Below are 13823 nucleotides of genomic sequence, written 5' to 3'. Positions count from 1 at the left end.
AGATTTAGAGGGGGCTTACATAATATGAGTAACAGAAAATTGCGCATGGGCATGATTGGCGGAGGTAAGGATGCCTTTATTGGGGCTATCCACCGTATCGCGGCTAACATGGACGGCCAGATTGAACTGGTATGCGGTGCCCTGAGCATGCATGCGGATATTGCACAGGAAAGCGGGCGTATGCTATTCCTTGATCAGGACAGGATTTACAACACTTATGATGAAATGTTCAAAGCCGAGGTGCAAAAACCGGCTAACGAACGCATGGATTTTGTAACCATTGTTACGCCAAACTTTGCCCACTTTGCCCCGGCAATGCAGGCTTTAGAGAATGGCTTTAACGTGGTGATTGAAAAACCCATCACTTTTACACTGGAAGAGGCCCAAAAGCTGAAACAAAAAGTAAAAGAAACGGGGCTGATGCTGCTGCTTACACACACTTACGCAGGTTACCCGATGGTAAAAGAGGCTAAGCAGCTTATTAAAAGCGGAAAGCTTGGTAAAGTAAGAAAGATCTACGTTGAATATATACAAGGTTGGTTAAGCCGCCTGTCGGAGCGTGAAGGCAATGCACAGGCATCCTGGCGCACCGACCCGTCAAAATCGGGTAAGAGCGGTTGCATGGGCGATATTGGCACCCATGCCGCCCACCTTGCCGAATATATCTCGGGCTTAAAAATAACCGAACTTAACGCGTCATTAAACATTGTTGTTGATGGCCGCATGCTTGATGATGACGGTGCGGTATTGCTTCGTTTTGAAGAAGGAGCAACCGGTACATTAATAGCATCGCAGGTTGCAGCAGGCGAAGAGAACGCGCTTAAAATACGTGTATATGGCGAAAACGGCAGCCTGGAATGGGCACAAATGGAGCCAAATACACTTACCGTTAAATGGCTGGACAAACCCGCCGAGATATTAAGGGCAGGCAGCGGATACACCGACAGGTTATCCAGCTATGCTACCCACAACTGTCGCACACCGGGCGGCCACCCCGAAGGCTACCTGGAAGCATTTGGCAACCTGTACCGTAATTTCGCCTTAACACTCAGCGCAAAAATTGCCGGTGAAGAACCGAAAAAAGAATGGCTCGATTTCCCTTCCATCGAAGACGGGATAAGGGGTATGGCTTTTATAAATAATGTGGTTGCCTCAAACGAGAGTAACGAGAAATGGACAAAATATACCATCTAACGCATGACTACCATTAAAGGACCGGCCATATTTTTAGCCCAGTTTATTGGTGACACAGCACCCTTTAACGATCTGAAGTCGATTTGCCAATGGGCAGCAGGTTTGGGTTATAAAGGCGTGCAGTTGCCAACCAACGATCTGCGTTTTATCGACCTGCAAAAAGCAGCGGATAGTAAAACCTATGCCGACGAAATAAAAGGTATTGTAAACGAGGCCGGCTTAGAAATAACCGAACTTTCCACACACTTACAGGGCCAGTTAGTAGCTGTAAACCCCGCTTACGATAGCTTATTCGACGCTTTTGCGCCGGATAAGGTAAAAGGCAATCCTGCCGAAAGGCAAAAATGGGCAGTATCGCAATTAAATGCTGCTGCTAAAGCATCAAAAAACCTGGGGCTTAATGCGCATGTTACGTTTAGCGGCGCGCTTATCTGGCATATGGTTTACCCATGGCCGCAGCGCCCGGCTGGTTTGGTGGATGCGGCTTTTGACGAATTGGCCAAACGCTGGGAGCCTATCCTGAATGTATTTGACGAGAACGGCATCGACCTTTGCTACGAGGTACACCCCGGCGAAGACTTGCACGACGGCGTTAGCTACGAAAGGTTTTTAAGCAAAGTAAACAACCATAAGCGCGCTTGCTTGTTATATGATCCATCCCACTTTGTATTGCAGGCAATGGATTACCTGGAATACATTGATATTTACCACGAACGTATAAAAATGTTCCACGTAAAAGATGCGGAATTTAACCCTACCGGCAGGCAGGGTGTTTACGGTGGCTATGCCGACTGGATTGACCGTGCCGGGCGTTTCCGTTCGCTGGGCGACGGGCAGGTGGATTTTAAGGCCATTTTTAGCAAACTTACCCAGTACGATTACAAGGGCTGGGCAGTGCTGGAGTGGGAGTGTGCTTTAAAACACCCCGAAGATGGCGCACGCGAAGGCGCGCAGTTTATAAAAGACCACATCATCAGGGTTACCGAACGCGCTTTTGATGATTTTGCAGCATCGGGCAGCGATGATGAATTTAACAGGTCGCTAATCGGATTATAGTAATAACGAAATAACAATTCTCTAAAAATAACAACACTATGAAAAAGATATTTGTAATATTAGGTATAAGTTTAGCACTTGCAGCTTGCGGCGGGGCCAATAAATCAAACCCTCCGGGTGGCAGTGAAGCAGATAGTGCTGCAGCAACAGACCAGGCCGCAGCGGCGCACCAAAGCGACGCGGCGCAGGATACAGCAGTTAATAATATTGGCACTACAAAAGCTGCCGGTACGCCAGACAACAAAGGCGAGGCCCTAATGGCAAACAGCGATTGTAACACATGCCATAACGCAAGCAGCAAGGTTATAGGCCCTGCATTAACAGAGATAGCAAAAAAATATAAAGATTCGGACATTGATATGCTGGCTGATAAAGTAATTAAAGGCGGCAGCGGTAACTGGGGAACCGTGCCAATGACCGCGCACCCTGATTTGGCTGTTGCCGATGCAAAGGAAATGGTGAAATATATTTTATCAGTAAAAGAATAAAACCAACCAACCTAACCAATTTAAACTAAAACAATTATGACCGCAACAACACGTGTTAAGTTATCTACCATGATGTTCCTGGAGTTTTTCATCTGGGGTGCATGGTTTGTAACGATGGGGACGTACCTGCAAACATCATTAAAGGCAACCGGTGTAGAAAATGGTAACGCATACGCATCACAATCATGGGGTGCTATTATTGCTCCCTTTATTATTGGATTGATAGCCGACAGGTTTTTTTCAGCCCAAAAGGTTTTGGGTATCCTTCATTTAATTGGCGGTGGTTTGCTGTTGTATATAACCACTTTAACTAATTTTAGCGCCTTTTTCCCTGTAATATTAGTTTATATGGTATTATATATGCCAACATTAGCTTTAGTTAATTCTGTAGCATTCAGGCAGATGACAAACCCAAGTAAAGAATTTGCACCAATACGCGTGTTAGGTACTATTGGGTGGATAGTAGCAGGTATTGTTATCAGTTACCTAAACTGGGATAAGCAAGGAAACGAAGCGGCATTGGTAAACACTTTTAAATTAGCAGGGTTTGCTTCGCTTGCATTAGGTTTATTCAGCTTTACACTGCCAGCAACCCCGCCTGCTAAATCCGGCCAAAAAGTGTCATTCAGGGAGATTATTGGCCTTGATGCTATCGGGTTGCTTAAAAATAGATCGTATTTGATTTTCTTTTTAGCTTCAGTTGCTATATGTATTCCATTAGCTTTCTATTACGGCTTTGCAAACCCATTCTTTGCAGAAGTAGGGATGAAGGCCACCACCGTTACGCAGTCACTTGGTCAGGTGTCCGAAACCTTATTTATGATACTGATCCCATTGTTTTTTGTACGCCTTGGTGTTAAAAAGATGTTGGCAATTGGTATGGTAGCCTGGGCTATACGTTACGTTTTATTTGCGTATGGTGATGCAGGAAGCAATTACTGGATGTTAATTGGCGGTATTGTATTACACGGTATCTGCTACGATTTCTTCTTTGTAACCGGGCAGATCTATACAGATAATCTTGCAGGCGAGAAGTTTAAAAGCGCTGCGCAAGGTTTCATTACATTGGCTACTTATGGTGTGGGTATGCTTATTGGTTCAATTATGGCCGGGAAAATTGTTGATACTTACAAAGTATCGGCCACTACGCACAATTGGCAAACAATATGGTTGATACCCGCAGCTATCGCAGCTGTAGTATTGATAGTTTTCCTTTTAGCTTTCAAAGATACTAATCAAATTCAAACCAAGCCAGGGTTAGATATTGAAGAACCGGGTGCAGGCAGGGTAGAAGTATAACCATGGCAGGTACAAACAGAAGATCGGCAATAAAGAGTTTGCTTGCAGGTTCTGCGGCAATAGGCGCGGCTGGCATGCTGTCGTCTTTTAAGTCGCAGGAAACAGATGGCATGGACGAGAAATTAAAAGGAAACATTAACCATGCGGTTTGCCGCTGGTGCTATGGCGATATTTCGGTAGAACAGCTTTGTGTAGCAGCCAAAGACATTGGCATAAAAGGTATTGACCTGGTAGGTCCCGAAGACTGGCCTACGCTAAAAAAGCACGGCCTGTTCTCATCCATGTGTAACGGCGCTGAAATTAATTTGACGGATGGCTTTGGCGATACACAGTATCATGCACAACTACACAAGCAGTACACCGCGATGATCCCGAAAGTAGCAGCAGCAGGATATAAAAACCTGATTTGCTTTAGCGGGAGCCGCCGAGGCAAAACCGATGAAGAAGGCTGGAAAAACTGCGTGGAAGGTTTAAAGCCCATGGTAAAACTGGCCGAGCAACATAACGTTGTTTTGGTAATGGAACTGCTTAACAGCAAAATAGACCATAAAGATTACCAGTGCGACCATACCGCCTGGGGTGCCGAACTTTGCAAAAGGCTGGGATCAGAAAACTTTAAATTGCTTTACGATATCTACCACATGCAAATAGACGAAGGCGACGTGATCCGTAACATCCGCGAACATCACCAGTATATAGCCCATTATCATACAGGTGGGGTACCCGGCCGTAATGAGATTGACGAAACGCAGGAGCTTTATTATCCTGCCATCATGCGCGCTGTTTTAGAGGTGGGCCATAAAGGCTTTGTAGCGCAGGAGTTTATCCCGAAACAAAAAGACAAGATAGCATCCTTACGCAAGGCGGTACATATTTGCGATGTTTAAACCATTAGGCCAGCTTACGGTCTATACACAACATTTACATCAACCAATATAAAATACAATGACAAGCAGAAGAACATTTTTAGCACAGGCGGGCATAGCGTCGGCAGGTATGGTGCTTGCACCATCTTTACTATCGGCAAAAAGCCTTAATGGCATAGGTATACAATTATACAGCTTACGCGATCAACTGCCTAAAGATCCTAAAGGCGTAATTGCCAAAATTGCTAAAGCAGGTTACAAAGAGGTAGAAACCTTTGGCTATTCGGCCGAAACCGGTTTTTGGGGACTAAGCGCGAAAGAGTTTAGCGCCGTATTAAAAGCTAATGGCTTAAAAACACCAAGCGGGCACTACGGCATGGACGAGTTTTTTGGCTCGGGCAAAATGGATATGTTCAATGCCTACATCAAAGCTGCCCATGCAACCGGCCAAACTTACATCGTTATCCCATCTTTAAACCACGACTTTATTAAAACCGCTGCCGATTTTAATTCGATAGCCGACAAGATGAACAAAGCTGCAGCCGTTTGTAAAAAAGAAGGTTTAAAATTAGGCTACCATAACCACAATTTTGAGTGGGAAAAAGTAGAGGGTACTACCTTTTACGATACCATCCTTGCTAAAACCGATCCATCTTTAGTAGCCATGGAAATGGACATTTACTGGGTAGTTCGCGCAGGTCATGATCCTATAGAGATCTTTAAAAAACACCCGGGCCGTTTTGCCATGGTGCATATTAAAGATATGGATAAGAAAAATCACGAACTGAATACCGAAATAGGCACCGGCACTATCGACTTTAAAACCATATTAGGCAAAGCAAAGCTTGCAGGTATTAAGCACTACCTTGTTGAGCAGGAAAACTTCACCAATATCGACCCATATAAAAGCATAGCGCAGAGCAGCGCCTACCTTAAAAATAAATTGTACATATAAGCCAATTACAAATTATAAATAAATGAAATACAGGATAATATTAACCGCATTGCTTACAGGAGGAGCCTTTATGGCAAATGCACAAACCAAACCCGAGGAGACCGAAAAATGGGAACCCGTACCTAATGTGGTAACGGCAGGTAAAACAGCAAGCGAAGCACCATCAGATGCAGTTGTGTTGTTTGACGGTAAAACAGGCCTTAGCCAATGGAAAGACGTTGCAAGCGGCGGCGATGCCAAATGGAACGTGAATGGCGATGTTTTAACTGTTAACAAATCAGCAGGTAATATCGAAACAAAAAAATCATTTGGCAGCTACCAGTTACACATCGAGTGGAAAGTGCCTGCAAACATTACAGGTACAGGCCAGGGCCGCGGTAACAGCGGCGTGTTCCTGGCATCGATAGGTAAAGGTGACGACGGGTACGAGCTGCAGGTATTAGATTCGTACAACAATAAAACTTATGTAAACGGTATGGCCGGTAGCATCTACAAGCAATTTATACCATTAGCCAACCCAACCAAGCCACCGGGTGTTTGGAACACTTATGATGTGATCTGGACCGCCCCAACTTTCGACGGCGATAAAGTGAAAACCCCGGCACGCGTAACCGTTTTATTTAACGGTGTATTGGTACAGAATAACACCGAGCTTATGGGCCCTACGCAATACATAGGTACCCCGGCTTACAGGAAAGCACATGGCCCTGCACCTATTAAATTACAGGCACATGGCGATAAGAGCGAGCCTCTAAGCTTCCGTAATATCTGGGTTAGGGAGTTGTAATACATTTAAAACTTTTAATAAAAAAGCTTGCCGTTCTGGTAAGCTTTTTTTGTTTTATGAAAGTTTCGGTATTGTTTCTTTTTTGTATATTTTGAACTAATTATAATTGGCCTGCGTATAAGCAATTGTAAACCAACTACGCCTGTTCAAATTTAAACTATTAGCAACCCGGGGTATTTAAATGTATAAGCATTTTATATTATCTATTTTGATGCTTTATGCTTTGAGTGGCTTTAGCCAAAACCAAAGTTTAAAATTTGAGCACATTGGTACCGCCGAAGGTTTGTCGCAAATTAACGTTGCTACCATTATACAGGATAGCCGCGGCTTTATGTGGATAGGTACACGCGATGGCCTTAACAAGTACGACGGTTACAGCTTTGTATCCTACCGGCACGATTCGCAGGACCCTCAGTCGCTAAGCAGCAGCATGGTGGCCGATATGGCCGAGGATAAGGAAGGTAACATTTGGGTGGCCACTATTATTGGCCTTAATAAGATTGAGCGTAAAACCGGCCGTGTTGTGCAATACAAGCACGATGATAAAAACACCAACAGTATCTCTAATAACATCCTGAACAAACTGGCGGTAGACGAAAAGGGCAATCTCTGGATCTCGGGCCAGGGCGGGCTCGATTACATGGATACCCATAATAATACGGTAAAGCACTACAAGCGTAATGGCAACGATCCGGGCAGCATCAGCGATAATAACGTGAGTTTTGTTTATATGGATGCCGCCACAAACATCTGGGCGGGCACCTTTACCGGCGGCCTTCAACTTTTAGATAAAAAGACCGGTACATTCAAAAAATTTCAGTACGAGCTGCAAAACCCCAAAAGCATATCCAGCAACAACATCAGCTGTATTTTCGAAGATCAAAAGCATCGCCTGTGGGTTGGCACGCAGGATGCAGGGCTTAACCTGTTCGATCCTAAAAGCAATTCCTTTATCCGTTATCAGTATAACGAAACCGCGAAAAACTCGATCAGCAGTAATAACATATATTGTTTAAATGCCGATGATAACGGAAATATATGGATAGGCAGCGATAATGGCGGCCTTTGCATCCTAAACCCCGAAACCGGGAGCATCCTGCAATACAAGCACGACGATATTGATAAGAATAGTATAAACGGCAACACGCTTTACAGTATTTGTAAAGACAGGCTGGGCAATATGTGGCTGGGGGCATACAGTGGCGGTATAAACATATTTAAACGCAGCAGTGGTAGTTTTTCGCATTACAGGCATAGCTCACTGGCCAATAGTCTTTCTAACGATTTTGTACTGGCGCTTTATGAAGATAAAGACAAAAACTTATGGGTAGGTACCGATGGCGGAGGCTTAAATAAATTCAATTATAAAGAAGGCAATATTACCCATTATACCCAAAATAAAAACGGTGAAAATAGCATTACAGGTAATTATGTGTTAACCGTTACCCAAGATTATGAAGGCGATTTCTGGATAGGCACATGGGCTGATGGATTGAGTATTTTTAACCCAAAGACCAATGTTTTTACAAATATTAAAAATAACCCCAATAACCCCAATAGCTTAAGCGGTAATAATATCTACGCCCTAATACAATCAAAAGACCATACCGCATGGATAGGTACATACAACACCGGTTTATGCCATTATGATAAAAAGACAGGCAAATTTACCAATTACAAGAACGACCCGGATGATTATCATAGCCTGAGTAGCGACAGGGTGTATTCTTTATTGGAAGACAGGAACAATAACCTATGGATAGGCACTTTCGACGGTGGCTTAAACCTGCTGGACAGGAAAACCAACAAATTCACCAGGTTTGTTTTTAACAGCAAAAAAAACAGTATCAGCAACGATAACATCCCCGATATTTTTGAAGATAGCAAGGGTAACCTGTGGTTGAGCACTTTTTCGGGGCTTAACCTTTTCGACCCGGTCAAAAAGCATTTTACCGTGTTCACTAAAAAGGATGGCCTGCCCAGCGATATTATATACGCGGTGCGCGAAGACGACGGGGGCAAACTGTGGATAAGCACAAACAACGGCCTTTCATCATTTGACCCGGTTAAACGTACATTTAAAAACTATACCATTGAAGATGGCCTGCAGGAGAATGAGTTTAAATCACACTCATCGTTTAAAGGCAGCAACGATAAGTTGTACTTTGGCGGCGTAAATGGCTTTAATGCTTTTACGCCCAAACAAATATTAAAGCCCCTGGGCTTTTCACCGTTGGTTATTACCGCGTTCAGGTTGTTCAACAGGAACATTACTCCTGCAAAAGACGAAAGCGACCCGTCGCCTCTTAAGCAGGATATAGCCGATACCAGGTCGATAACATTAAATTATAAGCAATCGGTTATATCGCTGGAATTTGCCGCACTCGATTTTACCTCTACCGATAAAAAGAAATACGCTTACATCCTGGAAGGTTTTGATAAAGAATGGAACTATGTAGGTGCACGCAACACGGCCACCTACACCAATTTACCCGCAGGTACATACGTTTTTAAGTTGAAATACCAAAACTCGGCAGGGGTGTGGTCGCCGGTAACTTCGGGGCTAACTATTGTTACCACGCCGCCATTTTGGTTAACGTGGTGGTTTAAAACGCTTACACTGGCGTTTACGGCAGTGCTTATCTATGTAATATTTATCACCCGTGTGCGATCTATAAAAGCGCAGAAGGCAATACTGGAAAAACAAGTTGAAGACCGAACCGTGCGCCTTGCCCAAATGACTAATGACGAACGTGTTTTACGTGAGGACGCCGAAAAAGCACGCGAAGACGCAGAGAAAGCCAATAAAGCAAAAAGCATATTCCTGGCTACCATGAGCCACGAGATTCGCACCCCGATGAACGGGGTGATGGGTATGGCTACCTTATTGGCTAACACAAAACTTAACAGCGAACAGCAGGAATACACCGAAACCATAAGGACCTGTGGTGACACTCTGCTGAATGTGATAAACGATATCCTGGATTTTTCTAAAATAGAATCGGGTAATATGGAACTGGACGAGCAGGATTTTGACCTGCGCGATTGTATTGAGGCTGTGCTTGATGTATTTGCCGAAAAGGCCGCCCGCTCAAACCTGGATCTGGTTTACCAGGTGGAGCATAATGTGCCATCGCAAATTATTGCCGACGCTTACCGTTTAAGGCAGATCCTGATCAACCTGGTTGGTAATGCCATTAAGTTTACGGCCAAGGGCGAGGTATTTATCTGCGTAAAATTAAAGGGCAACAACGATAAACAGTTCGACCTGTTGTTCGAGATCCGCGATACGGGTATAGGTATCCCTCCAAATAAAATAAACAGGTTGTTCAAAGCGTTCTCGCAGGTCGATTCAAGTACAACCCGTAAGTATGGCGGTACGGGCTTGGGTTTGGTTATCAGCGAAAAACTGGTAAACCTGATGGGGGGTGATATTGCTGTGAAAAGTAAAGTAGGCAAGGGCACAACATTCTCGTTTAATATACTGGCTAAACCGGGTGTAAAGGCACAGCGTAATTATGTGCATCTTAATACCGCCGAGGTGCAAAACAAACGCATACTGGTAGTGGACGATAACCGGACCAACCGCGATATATTGGAAGAACAGTTAAAACAGTGGAATTTTATCCCGGTGATGGCCGAATCGGGTATGGATGCTTTAGAAGAATTGGAGAAGGGCAAAATCATTGACCTGGTGATATCAGATATGAACATGCCCGGGCTGGATGGGGTAGACCTGGCCGGTAAAATACGCGAACAAAGCCAGGTGCCAATTATACTGCTCACCTCCATGGGGAACGAGCAAAGCCGAAAAAACGCGCACCTGTTTAACGTAGCCTTAACCAAGCCTACCAAGCACCAGGCATTGTACAAGCATATCATAGAGCAATTGAAGCTTAACAGTGATGAAAAAACAGAAGTGCAGCCGGTAAAAGCCGCCTTTTCTGAAGATTTTGCCAAACACCATCCTTTAACCATATTAATAGCCGAGGATAACGCCATCAACCAAAAACTGGCCAAATATATCCTCAACAAAATGGGGTATAAGCCCGATATTGTTGAGAACGGGCACGAAGCTATTAACGCTATGGTAAACAAAAAATACAGCCTGGTGCTGATGGATGTGCAAATGCCCGAGATGGACGGCTTAGAAGCCACCCGCTTTATCCGCCAGAACATGGAACATCAGCCCGCTATAATAGCTATGACGGCCAATGCCATGATAGAGGATAAGGAGGAATGCCTTGCCGCGGGAATGAACGGCTACCTGAGCAAACCGCTTAAACTGCAGGAACTGATGGATACCCTTGCCGAATGGGAATCGAACAAAACTACCTGATAGTGAAATAAATGTATTTTTATGGCAGCGTAATTGCTGGTAACCCTATACCTGATATTTGGACACATTAATGATAAGGCCGGTAAGGAGAGTGCAGATATGCATTTGGGTATTCGGGACTTAAAAGATAATTATGGCTCTTGAAAAGCGCGATTTTGATGCTGTTGTAGTTGGTTCCGGCCCAAACGGGCTGGCTGCTGCCATATTGATGCAACAGAATGGCTTATCAGTTTTACTGCTCGAAGCTAAAAGCGAAATAGGCGGCGGCCTGCGGTCGGCCGAACTAACCTTGCCGGGTTTTAAGCACGATATCTGCTCAGCTATTCATCCCCTTGCCGCTGCATCGCCATTTTTTAAAACCTTGCCGTTGGATAAGCACGGCTTAAGCTACATATACCCCGAAATAGATGCAGCCCACCCTTTAGAACACGCCAATTCAGCCTTTCTTTGCCGCAGCATTGATGAAACTGCCCAGCATCTTGGCGCGGATGAAAGGGCATATAAACACTTAATGCAGTCGGTAACAAAAAACTGGCCGCTGATAGATGCAGATGTTTTAGGCCCTCTTCATTATCCAAAGCATCCTTTGGCGCTGGCAAGCTTTGGCCTTGATGCCATAAAACCGGCCACTTTGTTAGCCATAAAATTTAAAACCAAGCAGGCAAAAGCACTATTGGCAGGTATGGCGGCACATAGTATGCAGCCCATAACCAATATGGCAACATCGGCCATAGCACTGGTGCTGATGGCAGCCGGGCACCTGCAGGGTTGGCCTATACCAAAAGGCGGGTCGAACAGTATAGCAAATGCATTGGCGTCGTATTTTACATCGATAGGCGGGAAGATAGAAACCAATACCTACGTCAAATCTTTAGAGCAACTGCCATCGGCGCATGCCGTTTTGTTTGACATCACTCCAAAACAATTGCTGCAGATAGCCGGGCATAAATTCTCGGCACTATACAAATGGCAGTTGGAGCGTTACCGGTATGGCATGGGTGTTTATAAGATAGATTGGGCACTGAACCAACCCATCCCCTTTATTGCGGAAGCTTGCAGAAAAGCGGGTACCGTGCATATTGGTAATACCCTGAACGAGATCCGTGATGCCGAACAGCAAACCTGGAACGGCAAACACCCCGATAAACCCTTTGTATTGCTGGCGCAGCAAAGCCTTTTTGATGATACCCGCGCCCCAATAGGCAAGCATACCGCCTGGGCCTATTGCCATGTGCCAAACGGATCAACCAAAAACATGACGGACGCCATTGAAAAGCAGGTTGAAAGATACGCGCCGGGCTTCAGGGATGTTATACTGGCCAAACACACCATGGATACCGCGCAGATGGAGGAATACAACTCTAACTATATTGGCGGTGATATAAATGGCGGCGTAATAGACCTTGGGCAGCTGTTTACCCGCCCTGCCTTGCGTTATTCGCCATATAAAACTTCGGAAAAAGGCATATACATTTGCTCGGCCTCTACGCCGCCGGGTGGTGGTGTGCATGGCATGTGCGGATATTATGCTGCTAAAAAGGCATTAAAAGATATATTTGCTATTGCTGTAGATGGCCTTAAGCAATCGCAGACAACCTGATAAACAATGAACCTGAAAAACCTTACCTGCGCAACCATATTATTACTGATGATAAGCCTGCCAGGTATCGCGCAGCAAAAAAATAAATTCACCACGCAACCGGCCGTGCTGGCTATTATTAAAAAGAATTTGGCAGATGCTGATGCTCAATACAAAGTGCTGGCAACCAAATTAAAACCCGGAGAGTTCCCTAAAACCTATCACCCGGAAACAGATAAACAGGAAAATAGCAATTCGGGATGGTGGTGCAGCGGTTTTTACCCCGGTACGTTACTGGATCTTTACCAGGAAACCCACGACAAAGCCTTGTTAACCGAAGCCGACCGCATACTGGCCGTATTGGCCAAAGAGCAATATAACACCCACACGCACGACCTTGGTTTTATGATGTACTGCAGCTTTGGTACGGCAAACAGGCTAAACCCATCGGCAGAGTATAAACAGATCCTGCTGAACAGCGCCAAATCATTATCTACGCGCTTTAACCCAAAGATTGGTGCGATCAAATCATGGGATGCCAAGCCATCAGATTTTGTGGTGATCATTGATAACATGATGAACCTGGAATTGCTTTTCTGGGCAACCAAAGTAAGCGGCGATTCCAGCTATTACAAGATCGCGGTAACACACGCCAATACCACCATCAAAAATCATTACCGGGCCGACCATAGCTCGTACCACGTCATCAATTACAATCCCGAAACAGGCGCTGTGCAGGAAAAGAAAACCGCCCAGGGCTTTGCCAATGAATCGGCTTGGGCAAGGGGACAGGTTTGGGGCTTGTATGGCTTTACTGTTATGTACCGCGAAACCAAGGATAAAAAATATCTTGACCAAGCCAATAACATAGCCGAATTTGTATTGAATAACCCCAACCTGCCTGCCGATAAAATTCCTTACTGGGATTTTAACGCGGCGAACATCCCCAACGCCCTGCGCGATGCATCTGCCGCATCTATCATGGCTTCGGCGTTATTAGAGCTTTGTAAATACACCAATAAGGCCGATGGCGCACGGTATTTTAACACGGCGCAGTCTATTATCAAAACCTTGTCATCACCTCAATACAAAGCCGAAGCAGGCACAAACGGTGGGTTTATTTTAAAACACAGTGTTGGCCATTTCCCTGCGGGGACAGAAATAGACGTACCGCTTACCTATGCCGATTACTATTTTGTGGAGGCCATGAAAAGGTATAAGGCATTTGCTATAAAATAATTATCTTCATTCAATATCATC

At 44.9% G+C, this 13823-nt stretch carries 10 protein-coding genes; all 10 read left to right on the top strand.

The features are described from left to right. Positions 1 to 24 precede the first annotated feature (24 nt). The 10 genes from EWM62_RS17765 (at position 25) to EWM62_RS17720 (ending at position 13802) form a co-directional block, all read left to right on the top strand. The gene (locus EWM62_RS17765) at positions 25 to 1194 is read left to right on the top strand and encodes a Gfo/Idh/MocA family protein (protein WP_203235081.1); all 1170 of its coding nucleotides are present in this window, start codon (positions 25 to 27) and stop codon (positions 1192 to 1194) included. A 3-nt stretch (positions 1195 to 1197) separates the two neighbouring features. Beyond that, a complete protein-coding gene (locus tag EWM62_RS17760) occupies positions 1198 to 2250 on the top strand; it encodes a sugar phosphate isomerase/epimerase family protein (RefSeq protein ID WP_129878021.1) in 1053 nt (350 codons plus the stop codon). Positions 2251 to 2288: 38 nt separating this feature from the next. Then, positions 2289 to 2738, top strand: a complete 450-nt coding sequence (locus EWM62_RS17755) for a c-type cytochrome (protein WP_129878020.1) — start codon at positions 2289 to 2291, stop codon at positions 2736 to 2738. Between the two features lie 36 nt (positions 2739 to 2774). Beyond that, a complete protein-coding gene (locus EWM62_RS17750; protein ID WP_129878019.1) occupies positions 2775 to 4037 on the top strand; it encodes a nucleoside permease in 1263 nt (420 codons plus the stop codon). A 2-nt stretch (positions 4038 to 4039) separates the two neighbouring features. Then, entirely contained in the window at positions 4040 to 4924 is an 885-nt protein-coding gene (locus EWM62_RS17745) for a hydroxypyruvate isomerase family protein (protein WP_129878018.1), read from the top strand. 58 nt (positions 4925 to 4982) lie between these two features. Further along, positions 4983 to 5858, top strand: a complete 876-nt coding sequence (locus tag EWM62_RS17740) for a sugar phosphate isomerase/epimerase family protein (RefSeq protein WP_129878017.1) — start codon at positions 4983 to 4985, stop codon at positions 5856 to 5858. Positions 5859 to 5880: 22 nt separating this feature from the next. Continuing rightward, a complete protein-coding gene (locus tag EWM62_RS17735) occupies positions 5881 to 6645 on the top strand; it encodes a 3-keto-disaccharide hydrolase (RefSeq protein WP_129878016.1) in 765 nt (254 codons plus the stop codon). A 181-nt stretch (positions 6646 to 6826) separates the two neighbouring features. Continuing rightward, complete coding sequence (locus EWM62_RS17730) at positions 6827 to 10984, top strand: hybrid sensor histidine kinase/response regulator (RefSeq protein ID WP_129878015.1); 4158 nt, start codon at positions 6827 to 6829, stop codon at positions 10982 to 10984. Between the two features lie 133 nt (positions 10985 to 11117). Next, on the top strand, positions 11118 to 12584 hold the full coding sequence (locus EWM62_RS17725; protein WP_129878014.1) for a phytoene desaturase family protein: 1467 nt from the start codon (positions 11118 to 11120) through the stop codon (positions 12582 to 12584). Between the two features lie 6 nt (positions 12585 to 12590). Further along, positions 12591 to 13802 (top strand): glycoside hydrolase family 88 protein, encoded by a 1212-nt coding sequence (locus EWM62_RS17720; RefSeq protein WP_203235080.1) that lies wholly within the window; start codon positions 12591 to 12593, stop codon positions 13800 to 13802. Positions 13803 to 13823: the final 21 nt, after the last annotated feature.

Source organism: Mucilaginibacter terrigena (assembly GCF_004168255.1).
Taxonomy (GTDB): domain Bacteria; phylum Bacteroidota; class Bacteroidia; order Sphingobacteriales; family Sphingobacteriaceae; genus Mucilaginibacter; species Mucilaginibacter terrigena.
The sequence above is the reverse complement of the archived record's forward strand: the minus strand, read 5'-3'. Positions and strand labels throughout refer to the sequence as shown.